We start from the raw sequence: 26,841 nt of genomic DNA on the forward strand, positions 1-26,841 counted from the left end.
CCCATTTTTGCAAAGGATGACCTCATGAATCTGCAACTCGATGCCCTGCGCCAGGCCTACCGCGACGGTCAGACCACACCGCGCAAATTGCTGTTGGCCCTGCGGGAAAAAGCCGCTGCGCTCAATCCCGACTATCACCTGTTTATTCATCTGCTCAGCGTCGAGGAACTGGAGCCGTACCTTGCCAGCCTCGACGGCCGTGATCCAGAGAGCCTGCCGCTGTATGGCGTGCCGTTCGCGATCAAGGACAACATCGATCTGGCGGGTGTCCCGACCACAGCCGCGTGCCCCGCATTCGCCTACCTTCCCGAGCGTTCGGCAACCATCGTCGAACAGTTGCTGGCGCTGGGCGCGATTCCGTTGGGCAAAACCAACCTCGACCAGTTCGCCACCGGCCTCAATGGCAGCCGCTCACCGTATGGCGCCTGCCCGAACAGCGTGTTGCCGGAATATCCCTCCGGTGGTTCCAGCGCCGGCTCGTCGCTGGCGGTGGCGCTCGGCGTCGCCAGTTTTGCCTTGGGCACCGACACCGCAGGCTCGGGACGGGTGCCGGCAGCGCTGAACAATCTGCTGGGACTCAAAGCCACCAAAGGCCTGATCTCCACGGCGGGCGTGGTGCCGGCCTGCCGCACGCTGGACTGCGTCACGACCTTCACCGCGACCGCACGCGAGGCGAGCCAGTTGCTGGCACTGACCGCCCGCTTCGACCCTCGGGATGAATACAGCCGCAGCAATCCGGCGTGGAATGACGGCTCGGCATTCGGTGCTCCCAAACCCTTCCGGTTTGGCGTGCCGCGGGCGCAGGATCTTGAGTTTTTCGGTTGCCCCGAAGGTCCGCTGCTGTTCGGCGATGCCATCGACCGTCTGAAGGCTCTGGGCGGCGAAGCGGTCGAACTGGATCTGTCACCGTTCCTCGAAGCCGCGCGGTTGCTGTACGAAGGGCCATGGGTCGCCGAGCGTTACAGCGTCGCCGGCGAGCTGATGGAACAGCATCCCGAAGCAGTGCTGCCGGTGATCCGCACGGTGCTGGCCAAGGCCCCGGCGGTGACGGGCGTGCAAGCGTTCCGTGCGCAGTATCGACTGCAAGCGCTCAAAGCCGTTTGTGATCAGGCCCTCGACGGACTCGACTGCGTGCTCACGCCCACCATCGGCCGCCCGGTGACTCTGGCCGAACTGGACGCCGAGCCGGTGCTGCGCAACGCCGAACTGGGTTACTACACCAATTTCATGAACCTGCTGGATTACGCGGCCGTCGCCGTGCCCAGTGCGGTCATGGACAACGGTTTGCCGTGGGGCGTGACGCTGTTTGGCCGGGCGTTCACCGACCAGTATCTGCTGGGCCTGGCGGACGCCTTGCAGCGCCAGCAGAATCCGGCGCTGCCGACACCGGCGAGTCCGGCACGCAATGACCGGGCGCGGCTGGTGGTCTGCGGCGCGCACCTTGATGGACTGGCCCTGAACTGGCAGTTGCAACAACGCGGCGCACGCCTGATCGAAGCCACCCACAGCTCGAAGGACTACAAACTCTACGCGTTGGCCGGCGGTCCACCGCAGCGTCCGGGCATGCTGCGCGTGGCGGAAGGCGGCGTGGCAATCGAGGTGGAAGTCTGGGAGTTGCCAAGCCGCGAGCTCGGTTCATTCCTGACCGGCATCCCGGCCCCCCTCGGGCTGGGCAAGGTTCAACTGGCGGACGGCCGCTGGGAGAGCGGATTCATCTGCGAACCCTACGGGCTGGCCGGAGCGCTCGACATCAGCCATCTGGGTGGCTGGCGCGCCTACCTCGCCAGCCGCGACTGACCCGAAAACCCGGCAAATCGCCGACCCTCTCCCTGCTGGAGAGGGTCGGTGAGCGAGCGGCGTCTGATTACCCGTCATTTCAGGCACAAATCCCGCAGTTTTTTCCCGGCCATCTCACTAGAATGCTGCCATCGGGCCACCGTCGACGGAACTGCCAATGCCGCTCAGATCTGCGTTTTACTCCCAACGTTCGCTGGTACTGACTCTGGTCGCCCTCCTCGGCGCAGGTTTCCTCGCCACCTCGCTGCTCAGCTACTACGCCTCGCGGGCGTCGATCCGCGACAACATCGTCAACACCGAACTGCCGCTGACGTCCGACACGGTGTACTCGGAAATCCAGAAAGACCTCGTCAGACCGATCCTGATTTCATCGATGATGTCCCGCGACACCTTCATGCGCGACTGGGTGGTGAACGGCGAGAAAGACAGCGACCAGATGACCCGCTACCTCGACGAGGTCATGACCCACTACGGCGCCTACACCGCGTTCTTCATTTCCAACAGCACCCACACCTACTACCACGCCAAGGGCGTGCTCAAGCAAGTGAAAATCGACGAGCCACGCGACGCGTGGTACTTCCGCGTACGCGACATGAAGGATCCGTACGAGATCAACGTCGACCCGGACCTGGCCAACAAAGACAACATGACCTTCTTCATCAACTACAAGGTCTACGACTACAACGATCGCTTCATCGGCGCCGCCGGCGTAGGGCTGACGGTGGACGCAGTAATCAAGCTGATCGACAAGTACCAGCAGCGCTATCAACGCAGCGTTTACTTCGTCGACACCTTCGGCCGACTGGTCTTGACCGGCGCCGAGGGCGGACCGGAAGGGGCGCCAGTCGGGAAAAGCCTGAACGACCTCGAGAGCATGAAAAGCCTGGTCAGCCAGTTACCCAAACCCCACAGCGGCAGCTACGAATATTCCACCCACGGTCAGGGACATTTCCTCAACGTGCGGTTCATTCCGGAGTTGAACTGGTACCTGTTCGTCGACAAACGCGAAGACGGCGCGCTGAGCGAAATCCGCCAGTCGCTGTACCTCAACTTGCTGATCTGCCTGCTGGTGACGTTGATCGTGCTGGCGCTGGTCAACCGCTTGATCCGCCGTTATCAGGAAAAAATCCACGCCCAGGCCACCCTCGACAGCCTCACCGAACTGCCCAACCGTCGCGGCTTCGACCTGCTCGCCGTGCAAGCGCTGCACGAAGCTCATCGCGAACCGAAACCGCTGACAGCGTTGTTGCTGGATCTGGATCACTTCAAGGTGTTGAACGACACCTACGGACACATGGCCGGTGATCAGGTGCTGATCGGGTTCGCCCGGGATCTGCAAAGTTGCCTGCGGCATTCCGACATCGTTTGCCGTTGGGGCGGTGAGGAATTTATCGTGCTGCTGAAGGACACTGACGGCGAGACCGGTCAGAAGATTGCCGAGAAGATCCGTCAGCACGTCGAACAGCATGAATATGCCTACAACGGTCATACCCTGAATCTGACGGTCAGCATCGGCGCCACCACCCTGCAACGGGATGACACCTTGCACAGCCTGCTGTCACGGGCCGATCATGCGATGTACCGGGCCAAACAGACCGGCCGTAACCGCACCTGCGTGGAAATGCCTCACTCGACCTATGCCTGACACTCATGAACAAACCTGACCTCTGCCCGGCCTGCGGCGCGCGCAACGACTGCACCCTGGCCGACCCGCGCACCGCCGACCGCGCCTGCTGGTGCTACGGCGTATCCATCGATCCGGCAGTGCTCGAAGCCCTGCCGCCGGAACTGCGCGACCAATCCTGCCTGTGCCCGCGTTGCGCCCAGGTCGAGGCGCAACTGCAAGCGGCCAAGCCGTCGATCCCGTAAGATGCGCGCCCCGCTTCTTGCCGATTCCTGATCATGCGCGTCGACCGTTTCCTCAGTAACCTGCCCCGCTACAACCGCAAGCAGGTTCGCCTGTTGCTGGTGGAAAAGCGCGTGCGCATTGACGGAAAAGTCGTCAGCGATCCCCACAGCGAAGTCCTGGAATTCAACCGCGTCGAAGTCGACGACGAAGTGCTGCAAAGCGGCAAACCGGCGCGCTATTTCATGCTGTACAAACCGCAAGGCTGCGTCAGCGCCACCCGCGATCCCGAGCATCCGACCGTGCTCGACCTGATCCACGAGCCGGACAAGGACGACCTGCACATTGCCGGGCGCCTGGACTTCAACACCACCGGGCTGATGCTGATCACCAACGACGGCAGTTGGTCGCGGCGCCTGACCCAGCCGCAGACCAAACTGCCGAAGGTCTATTACGTCGAGACCGAACAGGAAATCGGCCCGGAATATGCGATCAAATTCGCCGAGGGGATCTATTTCGCCTTCGAGGACCTGACCACCCAACCGGCGCAGCTGGAAGTGCTCGGCCCACGGACGGCGCGGCTGAGCATCGTCGAGGGTCGTTACCATCAGGTGAAGCGCATGTTCGGCCATTTCAACAACAAAGTGCTGCGCCTGCACCGCGAATCCATGGGCCCGCTGCCGCTGGATCACGCGCTAAAACCGGGCGAGTACCGCGCCTTGCGCACCGAAGAGATTCATTTGTTCTAAGCAGCCGACCGCTCAGCAGAAGTTGTCGAACAATTTACCAACGGCACTTGCGCGATCCGGATCCCCCTGCTTGAATCAGGACGTCGGCCAAATTGTGACCGATGAGTCACACATAACTTCTAAGAAACCTTTTGCCGGTAGAGAGTCCTCAAGGGCTCCGCCTCAGCCGGCAAATTGCCCGCCAATAACAATACCCGTCGACCTGCCGTTCCGGATCGACATGGGCTCCAAAATTCCAGGCGTATGCCTACCTGTCACAAAGCTCGTGCAATCTCTATTTGCGCGCATACCCGCTTGCTTGCCAGGAGTCTTATGACATGAGGCCAGAAATCGCTGTGCTGGATATACAGGGTCAGTATCGGGTTTACACGGAGTTCTATCGCGCAGACGCCGCAGAAAAGACCATCATCCTGGTCAACGGCTCGATGGCCACGACTGCGTCGTTTGCACAAACCGTGAAAAATCTGCACCCGCAATTCAACGTGGTCTGCTACGACCAGCCCTACGCGGGCAAGTCGAAAGTCCACAACCGCCACGAGAAACATCTGACGAAAGAAGTCGAAGGTCTGATCCTGCTGGAGCTGATCGACCACTTCGCGGCCGAACACGTGCTGTCGTTCTCCTGGGGTGGCGCCGCGACCATGGTCGCTCTTGCGCACCAACCCCGGCGAATCGAAAAAGCCGTGATCAGCTCGTTCTCCCCGGTGATCAACGCGCACATGCTTGATTACCTCGAACGCGGCGTCGAATGCCTCGGCCAACGTGACGGCGACCGGGTCGGCCACCTCGTCAACAACACCATCGGCAAACACCTGCCGTCGCTGTTCAAGCGCTTCAACTATCGCCACGTCAGCAGCCTGGCCGAGCACGAATACGGGCAGATGCATTTCCACATCAGCGACGTGCTGCACAGCGACCGTCAGTGCTATCTGAACGCGGCGAAGAAAATCAACGTACCGGTGCTGTTCCTGAACGGCGAATGGGACGAATACACCGCCGCCGAAGATGCGCGCCTGTTCGGCAGCCACGTGGCGCAGAGCACCTTCACCACCCTGCAGGCCACCGGGCACTTCCTCGACATGGAACACAAATCCGCCTGCCGGGACAGCCAGAACGCCCTGCTCGGTTTCCTGAAACCGGCGCAACAGGCCAGCCGAACGCGTTACCAGCTCGTCCAGGATCACCATGCATTGGCCATTTGAAACAGTGTCGTCGCGAGCAAGCCTGCGAGGCTGAGATTCAGCCGTCCTCCAGCCCCGCAGCGCTTGCCCGCGATTGACCGATTTCGGCTCTGTTTCAGGACTTTCCGTAGTTCGCGTGCAAAGAAAACTTCAAATCCGTGGCCGAGTCTGGTACAAAGTCAGCCGCTCTGAGCGGGTGTCGTATAATGGCATTACTCCAGCTTCCCAAGCTGATAACGAGGGTTCGATTCCCTTCACCCGCTCCAATCGAATTTATGTCCTGCGTCGTGGTTTGACGGGGGATGCGGAAACAGAAAAAACCGGCCTTGATGGCCGGTTTTTTTGTGTCTGGGATTTGAGTTTTCATTGGCAAATCCAAAGATCGCTACCGTCGAAACACCCTGCCCCCTACTGCTCCATCGTGATCAGCTTATCGCTGCAAATTCCGCATACGTATGATCCTTCTCCGACGGCGAAATCAGGATTAAACCCTCATAAGCAACGCTCCGTATCCAGGCTAAATAAGCTGGTAACCAACCGGAAGAGGGATCGACCATGAACGACACAGCTATTCCCGAGGGCTTCACTCCGCTGACCCGCAGCAGTCCGCTGCTCGACTTGCTTGGCCCGATCTATACCAGAGGCAGTGGCTTGCAACTTGAAATCGGTCTGCGGACAGACTCACGACATGCCAATGGACGGGGCACGTTGCATGGCGGTGTATTGGCGACATTGGCGGATGTCGGCATGGGTTACGCCATGGCATTCTCCAGCGACCCTCCCCTGCCATTGATCACGGCGAGTATGACCCTGGACTACCTCAGCGCGGTGCAGATCAATGAGTGGCTCGAGGTACGCGTTGAGCACTCCAAAAAAGGACGGCAGCTGGCGTTTGCCACTGTCGGGTTGCATGTCGGTGATCGAATGGTTGCCCGTGCCAGCGCAGTGTTCGCTGTGCCGCAGTAGTCCCCCAGACGAATCCAAGCGGGTCTTGATGACCGGTTTTTTGTGTCTGGGATTTGGAGCAAACCGTATGAATCAGAACACACTCAACAACGGTGCACGCGTATCCTCAACTGCAGCTAACTCCATTTAATTGTGAGTTATCACGACTAAACCGAGATAAGACCCAAACTGTTGGAGTTAGAAGCAGCCAGCGGTTTCCACTTTCACACGGGATCAGTCGCGCGTTCTGGCCTCAGTCTCGCGTCTGAGACCGGTTCATCCTTGGCGACGCATATATTCAGCAAAAAGCGGGACGGTGAAATTCAAGTAGCCGTGATCTGTGCTGTAGATCATTCCTTTGGAGATTATGTTGGCCCGAGTCGGACCCAGCGATGACTGTGTACGCCCCATCGCTTTCGCAATATCGGCCATTGCATAGGGGCCATCCCCGAGCTCCGACATCGTCTTCACGAACTGCACTTCCGACTTTGTCAGTCGATCAATACGCACCCTGAAAAAGCCCGCATCAAGAGAAGCCAACGTCTCCGCGTATGAATGGTCCACATCTTCGACTGTGATTTCAGGCCCTTCAGCGTTGTTCCAAGCAGTGGATGCCCACTCCTGAAGGAAGAAAGGATACCCTCTCGTCCGATCAACAATATTGCCAAGTGCTGCGAGTTCGATCGAAGCCTCCTCATCCGCGATTGGCTTCTGAACTGCTTGAATTGCAGATACTTGGTCGAGCGCATCAACCGCAGGGTATAGAAAAAGCCGCTCTGCATAGGATTTTGCCTCGCCTGCCAAACGAGCAACCTGGGGAAGACCAGCACCGACAAGAAGTACCGGCAGCCCTTCTTGAGACATGTGATGGATCGACACAATAAGCGCAGATAAATCTGCTTCGGAAAGGTACTGAACTTCATCAATCAGAAGAATCCAGCCTTTGCCTGCAGCTTGCGCAGCTTGACCTATCACGGCAAAAAGATCTGGAAGATCGTATTGAAGATCCCCGCTGTCAGCGAATCCTGGCTCCGGTTCGACACCAATCTCCACGCCTGCGATATCGATCTTGAAAATAGAGGCGAAACCGCGCAAACCATTCAGTCCACGGGCCGCAATTTGCTTGGCAGCTTCTACAGCAGAAAGTGAGCGCATGACTTTCCGCATTTCAGGAAAGAGAAGGCGTGCAAGACTTTCACGCTCCGGAGCCTCTACCTTTGAAACGAGAAGCCCCTCTTCCCTCGCAATTTTTCCAATCTCGTTCAGCAGTACCGTCTTACCTGTGCCTCTCAATCCAAGAAGCATGATGGATCGGGCGCTTCGTCCGTTGATGGCTCGCCCACATGAGATCCTGGCTGCCTCTAGGATTGTGTCGCGTCCTGCCAATTCAGGCGGTCTGCTTCCTGCGCCTGGAGCAAATGGATTACGGTATGGATCCATGAAAGCCTCACAAATGCGTGTCTCTACACGAATATATCGATGTATAGCAGATATCCCTATACACCCTTAGATTTCACTATATTTTGCTACTTATTGGGCCGAACTCTGTCAACCTCACGAGCATTGCGCCTGAAATACTGATTCGAATACTCGCCCGATACGGACTTCGACAACACTCGACGCTTTGCAGCCAGGTTGAAATGAAACTAAAAACCGGTCGTGATGACCGGTTTTTTTATGCCTGCCCGAACAGGTGCAATTCAGTCCTTCACCTCAACATGATCCAGCGCCTGATTCACCGCCAACTCCCCCAGCATCACCAGTTGCGCAATGCCTATCGCGGTTCTGCGGTGGGTGGGGTCGAGGGTGGCAGCGAAGTTGTTGAGCATTTCGCTGGCCGAGCCAAGGGATTCGCTGGCGTTAGCGAGCAAGGATTCGGTGTCGTAGGCCGGGTTGGCGAAGTACATGGGGTCGGGCTGGTTGTTTGTGCCCATGACATGGGCGCCTGGGCAGAGGTAATGGTCGAGGGCGCGGTTGGCGGCGTCGTTGAGTTTTCTGGAGTCGATTGAGCTGTAGGGGGACGTTGGGTCGGTTTCGACTTCGGGGGGATTAGGGGTTGGCTTCTTCATAATGGCTTCTTTCTGATCGATAGGTGGAGCTGACCTACTCGGTTCCAATCGAAGAGGTGGCAGCTGTACGCGAGTTGGAACCCGGGCGAAAAAAGCCAAAAACCCGACAGACTCGAAGTCTCTCGCGCACAGCCGCCATAACAAGAGTGCACACCATGAAGGCGGGCAAGCATACGTCATGAAAGCTGCTTTTGCTTTTTCGGGAAGTCGCCGGGGTTCCAATCCCGATCGCCGATTCATCAGCGACCCTCAAAGGCTAGAGCCCGCACTTCCGACGGACAACCTGAAAACCTTGTGGGAAGGTTCAGTAAACGGAACCCACTCTTTAAACATCCCGAATCGAAAAACCACGTTTACAGATCCCCAACACTCCCTCAGTTCTCACACTCGCCACGACCCGCTAGCATTTCCCCATCGCCCACCACCCTCCCCCTGCGCGGCCATCGACGAATACGCGCCTTCACGTTTCGAGGGATTCAAGACCGTGGCCTCCGAGCCACCCAAATCAAATTCAAAAGAGCAGCAAACCCATGACCCAGAACATCTACGACGATCCCGAATTTTTCCAGGGCTACAGCCAGATGAACCGCTCCATCGGCGGCCTTGATGCCGCGCCGGAATGGCCGGCGCTGAAAGCCTTGTTGCCCTCCCTGCACGGTTTGCAGGTGGTGGATCTGGGCTGCGGCTACGGCTGGTTCTGCCGCTGGGCCAGCGAACAAGGCGCTGCCGAAGTGCTGGGGTTGGATGTCTCGGAGAAAATGCTCGAACGTGCGAAGGAAACCACCTCGGCCGCGAACATCCGCTACGAACGTGCCGACCTGGAACAGCTCGATTTGCCTGCGTGCACTTACGATCTGGCTTACAGCTCACTGGCCCTGCACTACATCAAGGATCTCTCGGGGCTGTTTGCCAAGCTGCATGCAGCGCTTAAACCGGGTGCGCATTTTGTGTTTTCCATCGAGCACCCGATCTTCATGGCGCCGCGCAATCCGGGCTGGCTGATCGACAGCGAAGGCAACAAGCGCTGGCCGCTGGACAGTTATCAGATGGAAGGCGAGCGGGTGACCAACTGGCTGGCCGACGGTGTGATCAAGCAGCATCGTACGGTCGGCACGCTACTCAACGCGTTGATCGGCGCCGGGTTCACGATTCAACACGTCAATGAATGGGGCCCGAGCAATGCCGAAGTGGCCGCGCAACCGGCGCTCGCTGAAGAGCGTGAGCGACCGATGATGATGCTGGTCGCCGTACAGCGCTGACCACAAAAAAAGGGCCGATCAAATCGGCCCTTTTTCATTTCAACGTGTGGCGACAATGAACAGCCGTGGAAACGGCAATAACACCGAACCATCCGCCAGCGCCGGATACGCCTTCGCGACATCCGCCAGATATTGCGCCAGATATTCCGCCCGCTCGGCCTCAGTCAGCGGACTGAGAAACGGAATCAAACCACTGCCCTTGAACCACTCAACGATACCCGAGGCCCCGCCCGCCAACTGATGGTGATACGTGGTGCGCCAAACATCGACCCGCGCGCAATGCGGCCGCAGCATCGAGAAATAAGCACTGGCGTCCGCCATCTCGGTCCGCTGCCCCGCCGCGCCCGCCAGTTTGCTGGCCCACGGCCCGTTGGCAGCCACTTCACGCATCAACCGATGGGACGGCTCATTGAGGTTGTCCGGCATCTGAATCGCCAGACTGCCACCCTGCGCCAACTTGCCCGCCAGCGCTGGCAGCAACGTCGCATGTTCCGGCACCCACTGCAAAACCGCGTTGGCGAAGATCACATCGAACGGCCCTTCATCGGCCCATTTATCGATGTCCGCCACCTCGAACTGCAACTGCGGCAGACGCTTGCGCGCGGCGTCGATCATGTCCGGCGAACTGTCGAGCCCCTGCACTTTCGCCCCCGGAAAACGCTCCACCAACAACTCGGTCGAGTTGCCGGGACCACACCCGATATCGACTACGGACCGCGCCTCGACCGTGGGAATCACCGCCAGCAAGTCGCGGGCCGGGCGGGTGCGTTCATCTTCGAAAGTGACGTATTGCTTGGCGGACCAGGTCATTGCGTTCTCCTGTCTTGGACGTTTTCGGCGAAACGTGGAAAAGCGGCTGCCGTCACGATACAGCGATCGTGTTTATCTGCCTTCCCCTACGTAGGTCCGATATCGCCGGGAACGCTGTCTTCGGCCGTGCCCACAGGGATTCAGAAAAACTGTAAGTAGAATTTTCCGCATCCCCCCGATGTCTGAATTTCAAGCTCCCCCAACAAGGAACACGGCCATGAAATTCGCAAAGGTTTCGCAAACGCTGGCGCTCTGGGCCGGCAGCCCCAAGACGTTCATGGGGGCTTTGATTCTGATCGGGCTCTGGGGGTTGAGCGGGCCGATTTTCGATTACAACGACACTTGGCAACTGATCATCAACACCTCGACCACGATCATCACGTTCCTGATGGTGTTCCTTATCCAGAACACCCAGAACCGCGACACCGACATCCTGCATCTGAAACTCGATGAGTTGCTGCGGGTGAACAAGGAGGCGCAGAACGCGATGCTCGGGCTGGAGTCACTGGATCTCAAGCAGCTGGAGGCGCTGCGTAGGCATTACCGGGCGATGGGTGAGAATGAGGTGTTTGACCTGGAAGGTCTGGGGGACAAAAGCAAGCCGAAGCAGGATCTGAATGAATGCTGACAGGCAAAAAAAAACGGCGCTAAAAAAGCGCCGTTTTCATTGCCATGGATTCAGCGACTGGCCTGAAGAGCCCGCGCCATTTCCAGATGGCTCTGGAGTTTCGGCAGGGTCTCGTCGGCAAACGCCTTGATCTCCGGCACGTCGGTGGTCTGGGCTTCCTGCTGGATCTGTTCGATGGCTTCTTCCGTGGCTTTGACCTGGCTGGCGGCGTAGGCCTGATCGAAGCTCGCGCCTTCTTTGACTTCCGGCATCAACGCCTTGGCCTTGTCGGCGACCTCTTCGCGGGGCGCCACCGGCAGGTCCAGTTTCTTGGCGATTTTCGCCAGGTGCTGGTTGGCGGTGGTGCGGTCGTTGATGACGACGATGGTGTAATCCTTGACCTCTTTGGACTCGGCCTTGCTGTGCGCCAGACGACTGGCCTCGATGTCGGCCATGCCTTTGGCCGAGGCTTCGTTTATGAAGTCGGCGGGCGACTGGGCAAACGCGCTGCTGGCAAACAACCCCAGCAGGCTGACAAAACTGATGTGGCGTACTCGGGTGGCCATCCGGCTCATGGTCGCGCCCTCCTTCTCTCGAAATTCAAGCGGGAGCTTGCGCCCCCGCCTCTCAATCAAAACAACCTTCGCCGACTACTTCGATTTCTGAGCAGGCTTGCGGCCCATGTCGGTTTTAGGCTCTTTGTCGACAGTCGTGGTGGTGGTTTTCCCACCTTTGCGACCGGCTTCAGACGCCTTCGTTCGATCGTTGGCGAAGTTTCCCGAGTTCGAGTTTCTTGAGTTAGGCATGATTCTCTACCTCTTGGCATTGATCGTTAGCGAGCAGGTGCCCGCCTAGATTGAGAATTTCCTGACCGCCAAAGGTTTAGAAAAGTTGCCGTCGCCGCGACGAACGGTGGCCCGCCGATCAGCTGTCGAGTGCCCGATGATTCAGGCGTTTGGCGGCGTACATGGCCTGATCGGCGTGGCGGAACAGTTGCTGTTCCTCATCGCCATGCTCGGGATAACGGGCCACGCCGATGCTCGGTTCGATGTGCAGGTTGTGCCCGTCCAGGCGCATGGGTTGCACCAGGACCTGTCGGATTTTTTCCGCCACGCTGTCGGCATCGTCGGCGGCGTGGACGCTGTGCAGCAGTACCACGAACTCGTCGCCGCCGATCCGCGCCACGGTGTCGGTTTCGCGCACGCAGCCTTTGAGCCGGTTGGCCACCGTCTGCAACAGCATGTCGCCAACCCCATGGCCAAAGGTGTCGTTGACCTGCTTGAAGCGATCCAGATCGACATATAGCAGCGCCATGTGCCCGGACTGATCACGCGCATGGCTCAGTGCAGCCTTGAGCCGGTCGCGCAGCAGTTCGCGGTTGGGCAACTGGGTCAGTTGATCGTATTGCGCCATGCGTCGCAGGCGGGCGTGCAGTTGCTGGCGTTCGATGGCGGTGGCGACCTGGGCGCAGACGTATTGCAGCAGTTCCTTGTCGCGCTCAGTGTAGCGTTCGCCGCCGGGCAGGCTTTTGACGATCAGCGCGCCGATGGTGCGGTCTTTCGAACTCAGCGGTACCCCGAGCCAGCACGGCGATTGCTGCCCGGCCACCAGCGCGGCGAACTCCGGCGGCGCGTGGGGGCAATCCGGGGTCAGCAGGATCGGCTGACCGCTGCGGATCACTTCCGCACACAGGCGCCCGGTGACGGTGCCGGGTTGCTCCGGTTGCAACTCGTCATCGTCGACGTGATAGGGAAAATTCAGCTGCGCGCAGTGTTCGTCGTACAGCGCCACGGAGAAATTCAGCGCCGGCAGCCACTCGCCAATGATCAGGTGGATGCGCTTGAACAGCGCCAGCAGATCTTCCGCCGCATGGGCCGCTTCGGAGATCGCGTAAAGCGCCGCCTGACGGGATTCGGCGAGTTTGCGCTCGGTGATGTCCCGGGCCACGGCGATGCGCAGTTGGTCGACCTCCGACCAGCGCGCCGACCACAGGATATGCACGAGGCTGCCATCCTTGCGCACGTAGCGGTTTTCGAAATTGTGCTTGGGCTCGCCGCCCATGATGTCGCTCGCGGCGGCCAGGGTGCGCTCACGGTCGGCCGGGTAGACGTAGTCGATCATCGACTGGCCGATCAGTTCGTCAGGCGTGTAGCCGAGAATCCGCTCGCAGGCCGCGCTGACAAAAACGAAACGACCTTGCTTGTCGACCGCGCAAACGGCGTCCAGCAACAGATCGATGTAACTCGCCAGCGGCGCGGAATTTCGGCTTTCCATGGTTCAGCGTGGGTGTCCGGGCAATGCAGCACTGTTCAACCATCCGTGACCTCGACCTCGCATCCCAGCGACTGTTTTCAAGCCTTGTTCGGCATCAACCCCGGCAGCGCATGCACCAGCGCGTTGATGGCAAAACCGATGAACATGATCCCGCACAACCGGGTGATCGCCAGTTCGTGGCGCTGGTACAACGTACGCACCTGGCGCGCCCCGACGATGCCAATGAGGATAGCGTAGGCGAGCAATCCGCCGAGGAAACTCAAGGCGATCAGCATTGGCAGCATCGACCAGTTGAGCAGTTCGGCGCGGCTCGACAGCAGCGCAGTGAATGTCGCCACCGCCACCGGGTAGGCCTTGGGGTTGGTCAGGCCGAACAGAATGCCGTGCCAGAAAGGCTGACGCGCCGCGCCCTGCGGCTGATCGCCATTGCTGCGCTTGGCCCGCACCGCGCGCCAGCCGAGCCAGAACAGGTACAGGCCGCTGAGCACGCCGAGCACATCGAACGCGGTGCTGCCGATTTCCCGGGCGCCGACAATCGCGATCAGCGCGGTGCTGCACCAGATCACATCGCCCAGCAGATGCCCGCACAGGAACCCCGCCCCGGCCCGCCGCCCACGTGCGGCGCCGATGCCGAACACCGCCAGCACACCCGGCCCCGGCGTGATGCCGTAGATGAAACCCGAGGCCAGCACGGCCATTAGCAACGATGGAGTCATGGAAAACCTGCAAGTCCCGGAAAACGTGGCCGCCAGTCTATCCCAGCGGTTTGTGAATATTCACGACTCGTTGAAAAAACGCATGCCTGCGTAGGGCTTTTGCCGACACGCGGCCAGTCGCGAGGCCAGATCGCCGACGTGGACTTCGAGTTTGTGCCCGTCCGGGTCGAGGAAGTAGAACGACGCGCCTTCGCTGCGGTTATCGCGCCATTCCCGCACGTTGGCGGCGCGAAGCTGTTGCACGAACAGCGGGAAATCCGCCGCACCAAGGCTGAAGGCGTAGTGGGTGTAGTCGGCGGCGGGCTCGGGATGGCGCTTCGGGTCGAGGGACAGGCACAACCACAGGCCCGGGAGCGACAGATAGGCACCGGCGTCCCAGGTGGCTTCGACCCGCAGCTTCAGCACGTCGCGGTAGAACGCGAGGCTGCGATCAAGGTCGGTGACGGCGAGGGTCAGGTGGTTGAGGCCGGTGAGCATCGGGTCAGTAACCTCTGAGGTCTTCGGGAATGGTGTATTGCTTGCCGTCGTAGGTCAGGGTGATTTGGGTTTTCTTCAGCGGGGAATCCTGGGAAACGCATTCCTTGCCGGCCTTGACGGTTTTCATCGCCGTGCCGCTTGAGGTGACGATCAGGTCGGAATAGCCGTTGTGGCTGGACGGGCCGATTTCCACGGTTCGGCGAATTTGCTGACCTTCACCTTCGCATTCATCCATCCACTCACCATGGTTCTTGTAGACCACGAGACCTTCCAGCACCGGGCGCAGCTTGCCGCCTTCACGCACATACAGCGCCAGATCGGTTTTTTCGTATGGATTGGCGCGGGAGCTGTGCTCGAACTTCGAACGCAAACCAAAGGCACGGACGTCCGGAGCCAGCCTGTAGCGGGCCGTATCGATCACCAGGTCGTCGAACCGGATGGCATCGGAGTTGTAAGCGCCGGGTTTGGTGTAAGTGGCAATCGGCCTGGCATTGGTGCTGTTCAGCACCGCCAGATCCAGATCAAACACGCCCGCATCGTCATTACCCGCATCCGGTACATAAGTGGACTTGAGGGCAATCACCTGCTCCTTGAACGCCGGCCATGGTTTGCAGCGTGAGAGCGATTGGTCGTCATGCTTCTTTGTTACGCAGGCCGGTTGCGCCTGGGCGGTGATCGCGAAAAAGCTGAGGGCGATGAAAAGTCGGGTTGGGGGGAGCATTGTTCTTCCTTGAAATAAGTCGCGTTGGCTCTGTATCACTCGATGGCTTTGAAACCTTTAGGCAAGACGTAGGATTTTCCGTCGTAGCGAAGGGTGGTCAACACCATCCCACCACACCAGACTTCACTGTCACGCCCCGCTCCTTGATGTTTTTCAGCCGCGCACTATCCCCTGCTCAATCCGTCGATTCAACCAGTTCAACGCCTGATCCCCGCCCCGCCGCTTGTGCCACGCCGATACAAACGTGAACGGCGCAATTTCAAACGGTGGCGGCACAACGATCAGCGACTCTTCATCCACCTCATTCAACGCCCGCGAAGCCACGGTCAGGATCAAGTCCGTGCCGCTGATAAACCGTGGCGCAACGCTCCAATGCGGCAGGCTGATGGCGACGCGGCGGCGTTCGCGCAGGGCGGTCAGGGTGCGTTCGATTTCCGGAGTGCCGCTGCCGCGCATTTCCAGCAAGACATGGGGACGGGAGAGATAGGTTGGCAGGTCGAGAACACGTCCGGGGGGAAGGCTCTGGCGATCCAGGAGGCACACGTAGCGCTCCTCGAACAGTGGCGTGCTGCGCAGTTCGCCGGGCAATTCGGGAAGTACGCCGGCGGCGAGGTCGATGTCGCCGTTGAGCAGGCCTTCAACCATGCCTTCGCGGCTGGCGTGGCTGATTTGCAGGTCAATGCCCGGCGCTTCCGCGCGCAAGGTGCGAATCAGCCCGGGCAGGATGATCGCCGCGCCGTAATCCGACATTGCGAGGCGAAAGCTCCGACGGGCGCTGGCAGGATCAAAGGTGTTCGGCGCCAGCAGTGATTGCACCTGAGCCAGAGTTTCCGCCAGCGGTGCCGCCAGCTCCAGCGCCCGCGCGGTGGGCACCAGCCCCGAACCGGCCCGCACCAGCAATGGATCACCGAGCAAGTCGCGCAGACGCGCCAACGCGTGGCTGACTGCCGGTTGGCTCAGGTGAAGGCGCTCGGCGGCGCGGGTCACGCCTTGCTCGCCGAGCAAGGCGTCGAGGATCACCAGCAGGTTGAGGTCGATGCGGCGCAGATCATTCATTCGATGCATGTTCCGGATACCAAAACAGAATTTAAATCTGCGCGACGAATACCCTAGAGTCCAGCAAAACCTTGCCGGAGAACGATCATGGGAACGATGCAGTGGGTCGGACTGCTGCTGTTGGCGGTATTCGCCGGGGCGGTGGTGCCGTTTCAGAGTGCGATCAACATCAATCTGGCGCGGGGATTGGGGCATCCGCTGTGGGCGACACTCACCTCACTGGTAGTGAGCGTGCTGGTGCTGTTGCCGGTGATTGTCGCCCTGCGCCTGCCGTTGCCGTCGTTGGCCCTCGCCAGCAAGCTGCCGTTGTGGATGTGGACCGGCGGCGCGTTCGGGGTGTGCTTCGTGGCATTGGCGGTGGTGTTGCTGCCGAAGCTGGGGGCTTCGGGTTTTCTGGCGTTGGCTTTGGCCGGGCAAATGATCACGTCAATCGTGCTGGATCATTTCGGCCTGTTCGGGCTGGTAGAGAAGCAACTGACGTTGCCGCGCCTGTTCGGCGCGGTGTTGTTGATGGCGGGGGTGGTGCTGATTCAGTTTGGTGATACCGCCGCCAAGTCCTTGGCACCGGCGAACTGATCGTTCCCGATTTCGAAACGACCAGCCCGTGACCTCAGTCCTGTCGAGCGTAATGTCTCAAAAGGCACTGCGGAAAATCTCCTCGATCTGCCGCTGATCCGCCGCCCGTGGATTGGTAAAGCCGCAGGCGTCCTTCAGGGCGTTGGCGGCGAGCACCGGGATGTCGGTGCACTTGGCGCCCAGATCACGCAGGCCGCCGGGAATCTCGACGTCTTTGGCCAAGCAACGGATCGCGGCAATCGCGGCTTGCGCGCCCTCCTCCGGACTAAACCCGCGAATATCGGCGCCCATGGCGTGGGCCACGTCGGTGAGGCGATCGGCACAGACCAGCGCATTGAACGTCTGCACATGCGGCAACAACACCGCATTGCACACCCCGTGAGGCAGATCGTAGAAACCGCCCAACTGGTGCGCCATCGCATGCACATAACCGAGGGAGGCATTGTTGAACGCCATGCCCGCGAGGAACTGCGCGTACGCCATGTTTTCCCGCGCGGCCAGATCGCTGCCGTCGCGCACGGCCAAGCGCAGGTTGTTGCTGATCAGGGTCATGGCCTTCAGTGCGCAGGCGTCGGTGATCGGGTTGGCGGCGGTGGAAACGTAGGCTTCGATCGCGTGGGTCAGTGCGTCCATGCCGGTGGCGGCAGTCAGGCCCTTCGGCATGGCGACCATCAGCGCCGGGTCGTTGACCGACAGCAGCGGCGTGACGTTGCGGTCGACGATGGCCATTTTCACGTGGCGGGTTTCGTCGGTGATGATGCAGAACCGGGTCATCTCGCTGGCCGTGCCGGCGGTGGTGTTGATGGCGATCAGTGGCAGTTGCGGCTTGGCCGATTGATCGACGCCTTCGTAGTCGCGGATCTGCCCGCCGTTGGTGGCGCACAACGCGATGCCCTTGGCGCAGTCGTGGGGCGAGCCGCCGCCGAGGGACACCACAAAATCGCAGCAACTGTCCTTGAGCAGCGCCAGCCCGGCCTCGACGTTGGCGATGCTCGGGTTGGGTTTGGCGCCGTCGAAGATCACTGAATCGATGTCCTGCATTGCCAGTTTTTCGGCAATCATCGTCGCCACGCCGGCCTTGGCCAGCCCGGCGTCGGTGACGATCAGCGCCTTGCGAAAACCGTAGTTGCGGATCGCGTTCATGGCGTCGTCGAGGCAGCCGCTGCCCATGATGTTGACTGCTGGAATGAAAAAGGTGCTGCTCATGGCGCGTCTCCTGACTGGGGCCGAATCGACTCCTGCGATCCGGCGGATACGCACAGGATCGACCGATCGGTCACGGCGGATGTTGATCTGGCTCAATGCCCGCTCGTGATAAAGTCGCCGCCCATCTGCCCTTTGTTTTGAGACGTGCCCTGCAATGACCGATTTTCTGGATGTCGACGCCACACTCGAAGACTGGAACGCGTTGCGCGCCACCACCGACTTCAGCGGTCTGTTGCTGGGCAACGGCGCCAGTCGCGCGGTATGGGACGATTTCGGCTACGACTCGCTGTTCGAAAACGCCCGCACGGTGGAAGAAAAGCCCCTGAGCCCGTCGGAACTGAGCGTGTTCGACGCGATGCAGACGCGCAGCTTCGAGCAGGTGCTCGGCGCGCTGAAAACCACCAGCCGGGTCAACAAGGCGTTGGCCGTCAGCTCGGCGGCGCCGCGCAACCGCTACTACGCGATCAAGGAAGCGCTGATCAACACCGTCCACGCGGTGCACATCCCGTGGCGGCTGATCGAAGCCTCGACCCTGGCGACCCTGAACAGCGAACTGGCGCGTTATCGCACGGTGTTCACCACCAATTACGACCTGCTCAATTACTGGGCGCTGCAACATCAGGGCGAGGCGATCGACGACTTGTTCAACGGCCCCGACGCCAGTTTCGATCTGTGCGAAAGCAGCACTGAAAAACCGCGTCTGCTGTACCTGCACGGCGGCCTGCACCTGGTGCGCAATCAGGACGGCACCGCCCGCAAACTGACCGCCACCGAGGGCACGCTGCTTGGCAGTTTCGCGATCAACAACACGATCAAGACGCTGGACGACGTGCCGCTGTTCGTCAACGAAGGGCCGAGCGCCGACAAGCTCAAGACCATCCGCAGCTCGGATTACCTGTCGTTCTGCTACGACCAGTTACTCGGTCACGGCGACAACCTGTGCATCTTCGGTCACGCTCTGGGCGAACAGGATAGCCACCTCGTGCGCGCCCTGCGTCTGGCGAAACTGCAGACCGTGGCGATCTCGATCTACCCGCGCAGCGCGGCGTTCATCCAGCACCAGAAGCGCCACTACGCCAAGTTGTTCGAAGGCACGGGCGTCGTGTTGCGGTTCTTTGATTCCAAGAGCCATGCGCTGGGCCATCCGAAGCTGTCGGTGCCGGTCGAGGTCTGATCACTCCTCGCTGCTGTGCACCACCACCAGCAACTGCGCCTGCACCTCGCCTACTGAGCGGATGCGATGCGGCTTCTGCGCATTGAAGTGCAGCGCATCGCCCCGCTCCAGCAGCACCCGTTCGTTCACGAAGTCCACTTCGACCTGGCCTTCGTGGACGAACAGAAACTCCTCGCCCAAATGTTCCTTGAAGGTTTTGTCAGTGAATTCGCTCGGCGGGTAAATGATGAACGGCAGCAGGCTGCGTTCGCTGACCTGATGAGCCAGCACCGCGTAGCCGGGGCTGTGGTCGTTGGCCGCCAGCGACTGGCGCTCGTGGCTACGCACCAGGCTGTAGCTGTCGAGGCTGACGTTGTCTTCGGAGAACAGCTCCTCGACTTTCACGTTCAGCGCCTTGGCCAGTTTCAATGCGGCGGCAATCGACGGCGTGTTCAACCCCCGCTCGACTTTCGACAGATAACTCTTGGTCATGCCGGATTTCTCGGCCAGTGCCTCAAGGGTTACGCCAAGTTTTTTTCTCAATAATTTCAAACGGATAGACATGCGAAGCGATTAATCCAGCAAAGGAAAGACGATTTGTCCTTGCCAATGACACAAAGTGTCATATAGCCTCTTAAGTGTCATCCATGGCAACCACCACAGGACACGGATATGGCGAAGACATTAGCACTACCCAAAGACGAACTGGTCAAGCAAGCGCTGACCCAGATGCAAAAAAGCCTGGCGGATAATACGTGGACAGACCGGCAAAAGCTGGCCCTGACCTGCCGGATCCTGTTCGAGAACGGCCACGATTCGGGCCTCGCCGGACAGATCACCGCCCGTGGCCCGCAGCCGGGCACTTACTACACTCAGCAACTGGGCCTGGGTTTCGATGAAATCACCGCGAGCAATCTGCTGCTGGTCAACGAAGACCTGGAAGTGCTCGAAGGCCACGGCATGGCCAACCCGGCCAACCGTTTCCACAGCTGGGTGTACCGCGCCCGGCCGGACGTGAACTGCATCATCCACACTCACCCGACGCACATTGCAGCGCTGTCGATGCTGGAAGTACCGCTGCAGATTTCCCACATGGACCTGTGCCCGCTGTACGACGATTGCGCGTTCCTTGAAGGTTGGCCGGGTGTGCCGGTGGGCAACGAAGAAGGCGAGTTGATTGCCGGGGCGTTGGGCGACAAACGGGCGATCCTGCTTTCCCATCACGGGCAGCTGTCGACCGGGACGACCATCGAGGAAGCCTGTGTCATCGCGCAACTGATCGAGCGCGCCGCCAAACTGCAATTGCTGGCAATGGCCGCCGGGACGATCAAGCCGATCATCCCCGAGCTGGGTCGCGAGGCCCATGACTGGGTGTCGAAACCCAAGCGCCACGCCGCAGCCTTCAACTACTACGCCCGGCAGAACCTGCGTCAGCACGCCGATTGCCTGAACTGAACACCTCATCCTTGCGGAGCACTCTCATGTCCAACATTCACGGCATCATCGGCTACACCATCACCCCGTTCGGTGCGAACGGCGAAGGCGTTGACCTGCCGGCCCTCGGCCGCTCCATCGACCGTCTGATCGCCGGCGGCGTCCACGCCATTGCGCCACTGGGCAGCACCGGCGAAGGCGCCTACCTGAGCGATGCGGAGTGGGATCAGGTCGCAGAGTTCAGCATCAAGCACGTCGCCAAACGCGTGCCGACCGTAGTCAGCGTGTCCGACCTGACCACCACCAAAGCCGTACGCCGCGCCCGTTTCGCCGAAGCCCATGGCGCCGACGTGGTGATGGTGCTGCCAGCCTCCTACTGGAAGCTCACCGAAGCGGAAATCCTCGCCCACTACCGCGCCATCGGCGACAACATCGGCGTGCCGATCATGCTCTACAACAACCCGGCCACCAGCGGCACCGACATGTCGGTGGAACTGATCCTGCGCATCGTCAACGGCGTGGAAAACGTGACCATGGTCAAGGAGAGCACCGGCGACATTCAGCGCATGCACAAGCTGCAACTGCTCGGCGAGGGCCGGGTGCCGTTCTACAACGGCTGCAACCCGCTGGCGCTGGAAGCGTTCGCCGCCGGGGCCAAAGGCTGGTGCACGGCAGCACCGAACCTGATTCCGCAACTCAATCTGGATTTGTACGAAGCCACGCTGGCGGGGGATCTCGGCAAGGCGCGGGAGCTGTTCTACCGCCAGTTGCCGCTGCTGGATTTCATCCTCAAGGGCGGCTTGCCGGCGACGATCAAGGCCGGTCTGCGACTGACCGATCTGGAAGTCGGCGATCCGCGTTTGCCGGTGTTCCCGCTGAGCGAAGCCGGGTGTAATCAGTTGCAGGCCATTCTCAAAAGCCTGAGCTGATCTTCAAGCGCGACAAAAACCCTGTGGGATCGGCGCACTGCCAGTCCCACGGGGTTTTGTGTTGAAAATGGATTCAAAGCACCGGCAGGGTTTTATCCTTGATCACCTTGGACGGCCCGTTGGCCTTGACGCTGGCGATGCCTTTGGCACACGCCGTGTCCGATGAATAGGATTCGCTGCTGCCGATGATCTGGTGATTGGCCGCCTTGAGGTTGAAGTACGGATGGCCGTCCTTCGTCGATTTTTTCTCGTAGCGTTCGTCCAGCGGGCTGTTGACCTGCACCGAGGCGATGCCGTTTTCGGCGGCCGTGCGGCTGGTGTACAGCTCGCTGGTCAGAATGGTTTCGGCATTCGCCGCTTTCAGTACGAACTTGTACTGGCCGTTGCTGCTTTTGCTCAACTCATACCATCCGGACATGGTGTTTCTCCTTATCGATGTGTCACAGGGTGATTTTGGTTCCAAGCAACCCCAGGAAACCCGCTAGCCATTTCGGGTGAGCCGGCCAGGCAGGCGCGGTGGCCAGGTTGCCCTGGACATGGCCGTCCGTGACCGGGATGTCGATGTAGGTGCCGCCGGCCAGCCGAACTTCCGGGGCACAGGCCGGATACGCGCTGCACTCGCGGCCTTCGAGAATCCCCGCTGCCGCCAGCAGTTGCGCGCCGTGACAGACGGCGGCAATCGGCTTGCCGGCCTTGTCGAAAGCTCTTACCAGTTCCAGGACTTTTTCATTCAGCCGCAGGTATTCCGGCGCACGACCGCCGGGCACCAGCAGTGCGTCATAATCGTTGGCATCGACCTTGGCGAAGTCGAAGTTCAGGGCGAACTGGTGACCGGGTTTTTCGCTGTAGGTTTGATCGCCTTCGAAGTCGTGTATCGCGGTGCGCACGGTCTTGCCGGCAGCTTTATCCGGGCACACGGCGTGGACGGTGTGACCGACCATTTGCAGGGCCTGGAACGGCACCATCACTTCGTAGTCTTCGACGTAATCGCCGACCAGCATCAGAATTTTTTTCGCGGCCATGGACAGGACTCCTCTGGTGAATGCGCAGGAATATTCACAGTAGTCCAAGGATCGCGATGGCGTCGCAAACTGTATGGATAACTCTGCGCCCAGCTGTAACAGCCCGATTGCCGTGGTTTGTGGCTAGATGAAGACACCTCCCTGCCACCCTCGAATCTGGTTGCCCTCATGTCTTCGCGCGAAAACACCGGCATGGCCCTCGGCCTGCTCGGCGTGGTGATTTTCAGCCTTACCCTGCCCTTCACCCGCATCGTGGTGCAGGAACTGCACCCGCTGCTCAATGGCCTGGGCCGCGCGTTGTTCGCGGCGATTCCGGCAGCGGCGCTGCTGTTGTGGCGACGGGAAAAGTGGCCGACCTGGAAGCAAGTCAAAGGCCTGAGTCTGGTGATCGCCGGGGTGATTCTCGGTTTCCCGGTGCTGTCGGCGTGGGCCATGCAGACGTTGCCGGCGTCCCACGGTGCGCTGGTCAACGGTTTGCAGCCGCTGTGCGTGGCGCTGTACGCCGCGTGGCTGTCCCATGAAAGACCGTCGAAAGCCTTCTGGGCCTGCGCCGCGTTGGGCAGTGCGCTGGTGCTGGGTTATGCGTTGTACACCGGCGCCGGCAGCATTCAGGCCGGGGATTTGTTGATGTTGGGTGCGATTGCAGTAGGCGGCCTGGGGTATGCCGAGGGCGGGCGTCTGGCCCGGGAGATGGGCGGCTGGCAGGTGATCTGCTGGGCGCTGGTGTTGTCGACGCCACTGCTGATCGGCCCGGTGCTGTATCTGGCTTTCCAGCATCAGGGCGCGGTGTCGACGAAAACCTGGTGGGCCTTCGGTTACGTCGCGCTGTTTTCGCAGTTTCTGGGGTTCTTCGCCTGGTACGCCGGGCTGGCCATGGGTGGCATCGCCCGGGTCAGTCAGATCCAGTTGCTGCAAATCTTCTTCACCATCGCGTTTTCCGCGCTGTTCTTTGGGGAACACGTGGAGCCGATCACCTGGCTGTTCGCCTGCGGGGTGATCGCGACGGTGATGCTCGGGCGCAAGACCGCGGTGCGCCCGGCTCAACCGGGCACGTTACCGGCGGGGGGTCAGCTCAAGCCTTGAGCTTCAGCAAGCCGTCGGCGAGCAGCAGGGTTTCGAGGCAGTGCTCGCTGATCTGGTAGAACGCTTTCAATTCCTGGATTTTCACCAGCAGCTGAGTCGGGTCCACCGGCTCGGCGCGCTTCACGGCGAGGATCATCTTGTTCTTGTTGGTGTGGTCCAGAGAGATGAACTCGAACACCTTGGTCTCGTAACCGCAGGCTTCAAGGAACAGCGCACGCAAGCTGTCGGTGACCATTTCCGCCTGCTGGCCCAGATGCAGACCGTATTGCAGCATCGGCTTGAGCAGCGCCGGGCTCTGGATCTGCAAGCGGATCTGTTTGTGGCAGCACGGCGAGCACATGATGATCGCGGCGCCGGAGCGGATGCCGGTGTGGATCGCGTAGTCGGTGGCGATGTCGCAGGCATGCAGGGCGATCATCACGTCCAGCTCGCTCGGCGCGACGCTGCGCACATCACCGCATTTGAACACCAGCCCCGGATGTTCCAGCTTCGCGGCGGCGGTGTTGCACAGGTTGACCATTTCTTCGCGCAGTTCGACACCGGTGACTTCGCCCTCGGCCTTCAACGTGTTGCGCAGATAGTCATGGATGGCGAACGTCAGATAACCCTTGCCCGAACCGAAATCCGCCACCCGCACCGGTTTATCCAGGGCCAGCGGCGACGAGGTCAGCGCGTGGCTGAAGACTTCGATGAACTTGTTGATCTGCTTCCACTTGCGCGACATCGCCGGAATCAGCTCGTGTTGCGCGTTGGTCACGCCCAGGTCCTTGAGGAACGGCCGGTTCAGATCGAGGAAGCGGTTTTTCTCGCGGTTGTGCTCGGCGGATGGCACTTCGCGCAATTGCTGGGGTTTGCTCATGAACAGCGAGCTCTTGCCCTTTTTGCTGTATTCGAGCTGGGCTTCGTCGGTCAGAGCCAGCAAATGCGCATTTTTGAACGCCGCCGGCAGCAGCCCGGCAATCGTCGCTACCGCTTCGTCCAGCGGCAGGTTCTTGGTGATGTCGCGGGTCTTGTAGCGATACACGAACGACAGGCACGGCTGCGCCTTGACCGTCACCGGTTTGATGATGATCCGCTGCAGGTCCGCTTCTTCGCCGACGTACTTGGCCAGCACCAGTTTGATGAAGCCGTTCTGTTCGAGGCTGGTTTGCAGCAGCTCGATGAACCGGGCGTGGTGATCGGGCGCCGGTTTGGCAGATGCGGTGGGAGCGGTAACGGACATGGGAAAAAGCGGCCTCGGACGGGCAAAACGGGAATGGCCACTAGTTTAGGGGGGATGGGGGTTGGGGACACGCTCTTATTTACCGAACGGCTTTTAAAAGCGGCCCTCACCCCAGCCCTCTCCCGGGGGGAGAGGGAGCCGACCGAGATGTCTTTCGCTATCCATCGACCTGAAATATCGAGTCGATTATGGATTCAAAGCCAATCGTTCAAGTCGGTGTATCTCCTCAATATCCCCCAATCGGCTCCCTCTCCCCCTGGGAGAGGGCTGGGGTGAGGGGTGACTTTCAAGCTGAACGCAAAAATCAAAGCTACCCCAACACCACCAACCGATTCGGCAACTCATTCCTCACCTGCGTCACCGGCACATGCACCTTGAGCAACTCGCCGCACGCCTCGATACAAGTGACAAACCCCTGCAACGTCTGCCCCTGCCGTACCTGCTCGGTAAACGCCGCGACAATCGAATCCCAGCTCTTGTTATCCAGCTTTTTGGAAATCCCTTCATCCACCAGAATCTCCACATACCGCTCCGCCTCGCAGACAAAAATCAGCATGCCGGTGCTGCCCACCGTGTGATGCAGGTTCTGTTCGAGAAACTGCCGCCGCGCCAGGTTCGAGGCGCGCCAGTGGCGGACGTGGCGCGGGATCAGATGGGTAGTGACCTTTGGCAGGCGAAACACCAGGCACAGCACGACAAAACTGACCCACTGCACCAGCAACAGGCTGTGCATCGTCAGCCAGCCGGTCAGGTAATGCACGATCCCCGGCACCACCAGTGCCAGCAGGCTGGCCCACAGCAGCGGGATGTAGGCGTAGTCGTCGGCGCGGGCCGCGAGCACCGTCACCAGTTCGGCGTCGGTGTCGCGCTCGACCCGGGCGATAGCCTCGGCGACCTTGCGTTGTTCGTGTTCAGTCAGTAATGCCATGTCGTGAAGTGCCTGCTCATTATTGTTATCACCAGCCGCCGGAGGACCCGCCCCCACCGAAACTGCCACCGCCGCCGCTGAAGCCCCCGCCTCCACCGCCGCCGCCAAAACCACCGCCACCAAAGCCGCCCCCTCCTCCGGAGCCGCCCCGGCCGGCGGGAAGGATACCGAGCATCTGGCAGACAAAAACAGTCAGGATGAACAACATCACCAGAAATACGAACAACGCCGGGTGCCGCGAGACGAAATCATCGGCGGGATCGCCAGCCGATTCATACACCGTGGACGGTTCGTCCAGCGGATTGCCGCCCAGCACCACCAGCATCGCCGCCACGCCGTCGCTGATGCCCTTACTGAAATTACCGGCCTTGAACGACGGCGTGATCACCTGATGGATGATCACCGAACTCTGCGCATCGGTCAGGCGATCCTCCAGCCCGTAACCGACCTCGATGCGCAATTTGCGCTCGTCCCGGGCGACGATCAACAGCGCACCGTTGTTCTTGTCCTTCTGGCCGATACCCCAGTGCCGGCCGAGTTCGACGCCGTAGTCCTCGATGGTGGCGCCTTGCAGGTTCGGCAACGTCACCACCACCAGTTGCTCGCCGGTCGCCTGTTCGTGGGCCTGCAATTGCTGGCTCAGTTGCGCGCGCACTGACGGTTCGATCATCTGCGCGTCGTCCACCACCCGCCCGGTCAGCGCCGGAAAGGTCAACTCGGCCCGGGCGCTGACGGCGAACAGCCACAGCATCAGCACCAGGCCCATCTTCAACACACGCAT

General features: G+C 60.4%; 30 protein-coding genes and 1 tRNA gene. 14 read left to right on the plus strand and 17 right to left on the minus strand.

Annotated elements, in window-relative coordinates:
* Nucleotides 1–24: 24 nt before the first annotated feature.
* The 7 genes from atzF to M5G18_RS18985 all read left to right on the plus strand — a co-directional run bounded on the left by atzF (nucleotide 25) and on the right by M5G18_RS18985 (nucleotide 6,539).
* Nucleotides 25–1,797: an allophanate hydrolase gene (atzF, locus tag M5G18_RS18955; RefSeq protein ID WP_273896519.1), complete on the plus strand. Its 1,773-nt coding sequence runs from the start codon at nucleotides 25–27 to the stop codon at nucleotides 1,795–1,797.
* Nucleotides 1,798–1,954: 157 nt separating this feature from the next.
* Complete coding sequence (locus M5G18_RS18960; protein ID WP_273896518.1) at nucleotides 1,955–3,442, plus strand: sensor domain-containing diguanylate cyclase; 1,488 nt, start codon at nucleotides 1,955–1,957, stop codon at nucleotides 3,440–3,442.
* Nucleotides 3,443–3,447: 5 nt separating this feature from the next.
* Nucleotides 3,448–3,666: a cysteine-rich CWC family protein gene (locus M5G18_RS18965; RefSeq protein WP_192560013.1), complete on the plus strand. Its 219-nt coding sequence runs from the start codon at nucleotides 3,448–3,450 to the stop codon at nucleotides 3,664–3,666.
* Nucleotides 3,667–3,699: 33 nt separating this feature from the next.
* Nucleotides 3,700–4,392, plus strand: a complete 693-nt coding sequence (locus M5G18_RS18970; protein ID WP_273896514.1) for a pseudouridine synthase — start codon at nucleotides 3,700–3,702, stop codon at nucleotides 4,390–4,392.
* Between the two features lie 317 nt (nucleotides 4,393–4,709).
* The gene (locus M5G18_RS18975; RefSeq protein WP_273896513.1) at nucleotides 4,710–5,594 is read left to right on the plus strand and encodes an alpha/beta fold hydrolase; all 885 of its coding nucleotides are present in this window, start codon (nucleotides 4,710–4,712) and stop codon (nucleotides 5,592–5,594) included.
* Between the two features lie 171 nt (nucleotides 5,595–5,765).
* Nucleotides 5,766–5,839 (plus strand) — tRNA-Gly (locus M5G18_RS18980).
* A 289-nt stretch (nucleotides 5,840–6,128) separates the two neighbouring features.
* Complete coding sequence (locus tag M5G18_RS18985; protein WP_039772722.1) at nucleotides 6,129–6,539, plus strand: PaaI family thioesterase; 411 nt, start codon at nucleotides 6,129–6,131, stop codon at nucleotides 6,537–6,539.
* Between the two features lie 255 nt (nucleotides 6,540–6,794).
* Here the strand turns inward: M5G18_RS18985 and M5G18_RS18990 are convergent, their stop codons facing one another.
* Both M5G18_RS18990 and M5G18_RS18995 read right to left on the minus strand, forming a co-directional pair.
* The gene (locus M5G18_RS18990; RefSeq protein WP_273896512.1) at nucleotides 6,795–7,958 is read right to left on the minus strand and encodes an ATP-binding protein; all 1,164 of its coding nucleotides are present in this window, start codon (nucleotides 7,956–7,958) and stop codon (nucleotides 6,795–6,797) included.
* 260 nt (nucleotides 7,959–8,218) lie between these two features.
* Nucleotides 8,219–8,587, minus strand: a complete 369-nt coding sequence (locus M5G18_RS18995; RefSeq protein WP_273896510.1) for a DUF6124 family protein — start codon at nucleotides 8,585–8,587, stop codon at nucleotides 8,219–8,221.
* Nucleotides 8,588–9,117: 530 nt separating this feature from the next.
* On the opposite strand from M5G18_RS18995, the gene M5G18_RS19000 reads away from it, so the two are divergent.
* Nucleotides 9,118–9,846 (plus strand): class I SAM-dependent methyltransferase, encoded by a 729-nt coding sequence (locus M5G18_RS19000; RefSeq protein ID WP_273896509.1) that lies wholly within the window; start codon nucleotides 9,118–9,120, stop codon nucleotides 9,844–9,846.
* 39 nt (nucleotides 9,847–9,885) lie between these two features.
* Here the strand turns inward: M5G18_RS19000 and tam are convergent, their stop codons facing one another.
* Nucleotides 9,886–10,656, minus strand: coding sequence for a trans-aconitate 2-methyltransferase (tam, locus tag M5G18_RS19005; RefSeq protein ID WP_273896508.1), 771 nt, complete (start codon nucleotides 10,654–10,656; stop codon nucleotides 9,886–9,888).
* Nucleotides 10,657–10,873: 217 nt separating this feature from the next.
* On the opposite strand from tam, the gene M5G18_RS19010 reads away from it, so the two are divergent.
* Nucleotides 10,874–11,284 (plus strand): low affinity iron permease family protein, encoded by a 411-nt coding sequence (locus M5G18_RS19010; protein ID WP_273896507.1) that lies wholly within the window; start codon nucleotides 10,874–10,876, stop codon nucleotides 11,282–11,284.
* Between the two features lie 50 nt (nucleotides 11,285–11,334).
* On the opposite strand, the gene M5G18_RS19015 is transcribed toward M5G18_RS19010, so the two are convergent.
* From M5G18_RS19015 to M5G18_RS19045, 7 genes are all read right to left on the minus strand, one after another.
* On the minus strand, nucleotides 11,335–11,838 hold the full coding sequence (locus M5G18_RS19015) for a DUF4142 domain-containing protein (RefSeq protein ID WP_039772728.1): 504 nt from the start codon (nucleotides 11,836–11,838) through the stop codon (nucleotides 11,335–11,337).
* Nucleotides 11,839–11,913: 75 nt separating this feature from the next.
* Entirely contained in the window at nucleotides 11,914–12,069 is a 156-nt protein-coding gene (locus M5G18_RS19020) for a KGG domain-containing protein (protein ID WP_077045875.1), read from the minus strand.
* Between the two features lie 118 nt (nucleotides 12,070–12,187).
* Nucleotides 12,188–13,537 (minus strand): sensor domain-containing protein, encoded by a 1,350-nt coding sequence (locus tag M5G18_RS19025; RefSeq protein ID WP_273896502.1) that lies wholly within the window; start codon nucleotides 13,535–13,537, stop codon nucleotides 12,188–12,190.
* A gap of 77 nt (nucleotides 13,538–13,614) precedes the next feature.
* Nucleotides 13,615–14,253, minus strand: a complete 639-nt coding sequence (locus tag M5G18_RS19030; protein WP_039772730.1) for a LysE family translocator — start codon at nucleotides 14,251–14,253, stop codon at nucleotides 13,615–13,617.
* Between the two features lie 60 nt (nucleotides 14,254–14,313).
* Nucleotides 14,314–14,730, minus strand: coding sequence for a fosfomycin resistance glutathione transferase (fos, locus tag M5G18_RS19035; RefSeq protein ID WP_273896500.1), 417 nt, complete (start codon nucleotides 14,728–14,730; stop codon nucleotides 14,314–14,316).
* 4 nt (nucleotides 14,731–14,734) lie between these two features.
* A complete protein-coding gene (locus tag M5G18_RS19040) occupies nucleotides 14,735–15,451 on the minus strand; it encodes a PA3715 family protein (RefSeq protein ID WP_273896499.1) in 717 nt (238 codons plus the stop codon).
* A 153-nt stretch (nucleotides 15,452–15,604) separates the two neighbouring features.
* Entirely contained in the window at nucleotides 15,605–16,516 is a 912-nt protein-coding gene (locus M5G18_RS19045; protein ID WP_273896498.1) for a LysR family transcriptional regulator, read from the minus strand.
* A 78-nt stretch (nucleotides 16,517–16,594) separates the two neighbouring features.
* On the opposite strand from M5G18_RS19045, the gene M5G18_RS19050 reads away from it, so the two are divergent.
* Nucleotides 16,595–17,083, plus strand: a complete 489-nt coding sequence (locus M5G18_RS19050; RefSeq protein ID WP_273896497.1) for a DMT family transporter — start codon at nucleotides 16,595–16,597, stop codon at nucleotides 17,081–17,083.
* Between the two features lie 57 nt (nucleotides 17,084–17,140).
* Here M5G18_RS19050 and yiaY read toward each other — a convergent pair whose 3' ends face one another.
* Nucleotides 17,141–18,289 (minus strand): L-threonine dehydrogenase, encoded by a 1,149-nt coding sequence (gene yiaY, locus M5G18_RS19055; RefSeq protein WP_273896496.1) that lies wholly within the window; start codon nucleotides 18,287–18,289, stop codon nucleotides 17,141–17,143.
* Nucleotides 18,290–18,443: 154 nt separating this feature from the next.
* Between yiaY and M5G18_RS19060 the strand changes: the two genes are divergently transcribed.
* Entirely contained in the window at nucleotides 18,444–19,463 is a 1,020-nt protein-coding gene (locus M5G18_RS19060; protein WP_273896495.1) for a DUF4917 family protein, read from the plus strand.
* Here M5G18_RS19060 and M5G18_RS19065 read toward each other — a convergent pair whose 3' ends face one another.
* The gene (locus tag M5G18_RS19065; RefSeq protein WP_007957913.1) at nucleotides 19,464–20,006 is read right to left on the minus strand and encodes a helix-turn-helix domain-containing protein; all 543 of its coding nucleotides are present in this window, start codon (nucleotides 20,004–20,006) and stop codon (nucleotides 19,464–19,466) included.
* Nucleotides 20,007–20,114: 108 nt separating this feature from the next.
* Between M5G18_RS19065 and M5G18_RS19070 the strand changes: the two genes are divergently transcribed.
* Nucleotides 20,115–20,897: an aldolase gene (locus M5G18_RS19070; RefSeq protein WP_007957912.1), complete on the plus strand. Its 783-nt coding sequence runs from the start codon at nucleotides 20,115–20,117 to the stop codon at nucleotides 20,895–20,897.
* Between the two features lie 26 nt (nucleotides 20,898–20,923).
* Entirely contained in the window at nucleotides 20,924–21,805 is an 882-nt protein-coding gene (locus tag M5G18_RS19075; RefSeq protein WP_273896494.1) for a dihydrodipicolinate synthase family protein, read from the plus strand.
* A 73-nt stretch (nucleotides 21,806–21,878) separates the two neighbouring features.
* On the opposite strand, the gene M5G18_RS19080 is transcribed toward M5G18_RS19075, so the two are convergent.
* Both M5G18_RS19080 and M5G18_RS19085 read right to left on the minus strand, forming a co-directional pair.
* Nucleotides 21,879–22,223 carry a YegP family protein gene (locus M5G18_RS19080; protein ID WP_273896493.1) on the minus strand — a complete coding sequence of 115 codons (345 nt, stop codon included), beginning with the start codon at nucleotides 22,221–22,223 and terminating at the stop codon, nucleotides 21,879–21,881.
* 22 nt (nucleotides 22,224–22,245) lie between these two features.
* The gene (locus tag M5G18_RS19085) at nucleotides 22,246–22,827 is read right to left on the minus strand and encodes a DJ-1/PfpI family protein (RefSeq protein WP_273896492.1); all 582 of its coding nucleotides are present in this window, start codon (nucleotides 22,825–22,827) and stop codon (nucleotides 22,246–22,248) included.
* Nucleotides 22,828–22,995: 168 nt separating this feature from the next.
* Here M5G18_RS19085 and M5G18_RS19090 point away from each other — a divergent pair, with 168 nt between their 5' ends.
* The gene (locus M5G18_RS19090; protein WP_273926166.1) at nucleotides 22,996–23,910 is read left to right on the plus strand and encodes a DMT family transporter; all 915 of its coding nucleotides are present in this window, start codon (nucleotides 22,996–22,998) and stop codon (nucleotides 23,908–23,910) included.
* Here the strand turns inward: M5G18_RS19090 and M5G18_RS19095 are convergent.
* The 3 genes from M5G18_RS19095 to M5G18_RS19105 all read right to left on the minus strand — a co-directional run bounded on the left by M5G18_RS19095 (nucleotide 23,900) and on the right by M5G18_RS19105 (nucleotide 26,841).
* Nucleotides 23,900–25,132 (minus strand): class I SAM-dependent methyltransferase, encoded by a 1,233-nt coding sequence (locus tag M5G18_RS19095; protein ID WP_273896491.1) that lies wholly within the window; start codon nucleotides 25,130–25,132, stop codon nucleotides 23,900–23,902. The genes M5G18_RS19090 and M5G18_RS19095 overlap by 11 nt on opposite strands.
* Nucleotides 25,133–25,442: 310 nt before the next feature.
* On the minus strand, nucleotides 25,443–26,060 hold the full coding sequence (locus M5G18_RS19100; RefSeq protein ID WP_085605448.1) for a TPM domain-containing protein: 618 nt from the start codon (nucleotides 26,058–26,060) through the stop codon (nucleotides 25,443–25,445).
* A gap of 28 nt (nucleotides 26,061–26,088) precedes the next feature.
* Complete coding sequence (locus tag M5G18_RS19105) at nucleotides 26,089–26,841, minus strand: TPM domain-containing protein (protein ID WP_007957900.1); 753 nt, start codon at nucleotides 26,839–26,841, stop codon at nucleotides 26,089–26,091.

The organism is Pseudomonas aphyarum (assembly GCF_028657055.1).
Lineage (GTDB): Bacteria > Pseudomonadota > Gammaproteobacteria > Pseudomonadales > Pseudomonadaceae > Aquipseudomonas > Aquipseudomonas aphyarum.

Bases quoted from the DNA above. Each gene is read 5' to 3' on its own strand.
- M5G18_RS19105 (WP_007957900.1), bottom strand. From the start codon at position 26,841: ATGCGTGTGTTGAAGATGGGCCTGGTGCTGATGCTGTGGCTGTTCGCC.
- M5G18_RS19090 (WP_273926166.1), top strand. From the start codon at position 22,996: ATGTCTTCGCGCGAAAACACCGGCATGGCCCTCGGCCTGCTCGGCGTG.
- M5G18_RS19020 (WP_077045875.1), bottom strand. From the start codon at position 12,069: ATGCCTAACTCAAGAAACTCGAACTCGGGAAACTTCGCCAACGATCGA.
- M5G18_RS19050 (WP_273896497.1), top strand. From the start codon at position 16,595: ATGGGAACGATGCAGTGGGTCGGACTGCTGCTGTTGGCGGTATTCGCC.
- M5G18_RS19100 (WP_085605448.1), bottom strand. From the start codon at position 26,060: ATGGCATTACTGACTGAACACGAACAACGCAAGGTCGCCGAGGCTATC.
- M5G18_RS18990 (WP_273896512.1), bottom strand. From the start codon at position 7,958: ATGGATCCATACCGTAATCCATTTGCTCCAGGCGCAGGAAGCAGACCG.
- M5G18_RS19025 (WP_273896502.1), bottom strand. From the start codon at position 13,537: ATGGAAAGCCGAAATTCCGCGCCGCTGGCGAGTTACATCGATCTGTTG.
- M5G18_RS19015 (WP_039772728.1), bottom strand. From the start codon at position 11,838: ATGAGCCGGATGGCCACCCGAGTACGCCACATCAGTTTTGTCAGCCTG.
- M5G18_RS18995 (WP_273896510.1), bottom strand. From the start codon at position 8,587: ATGAAGAAGCCAACCCCTAATCCCCCCGAAGTCGAAACCGACCCAACG.
- M5G18_RS19065 (WP_007957913.1), bottom strand. From the start codon at position 20,006: ATGTCTATCCGTTTGAAATTATTGAGAAAAAAACTTGGCGTAACCCTT.
- tam (WP_273896508.1), bottom strand. From the start codon at position 10,656: ATGACCTGGTCCGCCAAGCAATACGTCACTTTCGAAGATGAACGCACC.
- M5G18_RS19060 (WP_273896495.1), top strand. From the start codon at position 18,444: ATGACCGATTTTCTGGATGTCGACGCCACACTCGAAGACTGGAACGCG.
- M5G18_RS19030 (WP_039772730.1), bottom strand. From the start codon at position 14,253: ATGACTCCATCGTTGCTAATGGCCGTGCTGGCCTCGGGTTTCATCTAC.
- M5G18_RS19040 (WP_273896499.1), bottom strand. From the start codon at position 15,451: ATGCTCCCCCCAACCCGACTTTTCATCGCCCTCAGCTTTTTCGCGATC.
- atzF (WP_273896519.1), top strand. From the start codon at position 25: ATGAATCTGCAACTCGATGCCCTGCGCCAGGCCTACCGCGACGGTCAG.
- M5G18_RS18975 (WP_273896513.1), top strand. From the start codon at position 4,710: ATGAGGCCAGAAATCGCTGTGCTGGATATACAGGGTCAGTATCGGGTT.
- M5G18_RS18960 (WP_273896518.1), top strand. From the start codon at position 1,955: ATGCCGCTCAGATCTGCGTTTTACTCCCAACGTTCGCTGGTACTGACT.
- M5G18_RS19075 (WP_273896494.1), top strand. From the start codon at position 20,924: ATGTCCAACATTCACGGCATCATCGGCTACACCATCACCCCGTTCGGT.
- M5G18_RS18965 (WP_192560013.1), top strand. From the start codon at position 3,448: ATGAACAAACCTGACCTCTGCCCGGCCTGCGGCGCGCGCAACGACTGC.
- M5G18_RS18985 (WP_039772722.1), top strand. From the start codon at position 6,129: ATGAACGACACAGCTATTCCCGAGGGCTTCACTCCGCTGACCCGCAGC.
- M5G18_RS19070 (WP_007957912.1), top strand. From the start codon at position 20,115: ATGGCGAAGACATTAGCACTACCCAAAGACGAACTGGTCAAGCAAGCG.
- M5G18_RS19010 (WP_273896507.1), top strand. From the start codon at position 10,874: ATGAAATTCGCAAAGGTTTCGCAAACGCTGGCGCTCTGGGCCGGCAGC.
- M5G18_RS19000 (WP_273896509.1), top strand. From the start codon at position 9,118: ATGACCCAGAACATCTACGACGATCCCGAATTTTTCCAGGGCTACAGC.
- M5G18_RS19095 (WP_273896491.1), bottom strand. From the start codon at position 25,132: ATGTCCGTTACCGCTCCCACCGCATCTGCCAAACCGGCGCCCGATCAC.
- M5G18_RS19085 (WP_273896492.1), bottom strand. From the start codon at position 22,827: ATGGCCGCGAAAAAAATTCTGATGCTGGTCGGCGATTACGTCGAAGAC.
- M5G18_RS19045 (WP_273896498.1), bottom strand. From the start codon at position 16,516: ATGCATCGAATGAATGATCTGCGCCGCATCGACCTCAACCTGCTGGTG.
- fos (WP_273896500.1), bottom strand. From the start codon at position 14,730: ATGCTCACCGGCCTCAACCACCTGACCCTCGCCGTCACCGACCTTGAT.
- M5G18_RS18970 (WP_273896514.1), top strand. From the start codon at position 3,700: ATGCGCGTCGACCGTTTCCTCAGTAACCTGCCCCGCTACAACCGCAAG.
- yiaY (WP_273896496.1), bottom strand. From the start codon at position 18,289: ATGAGCAGCACCTTTTTCATTCCAGCAGTCAACATCATGGGCAGCGGC.
- M5G18_RS19080 (WP_273896493.1), bottom strand. From the start codon at position 22,223: ATGTCCGGATGGTATGAGTTGAGCAAAAGCAGCAACGGCCAGTACAAG.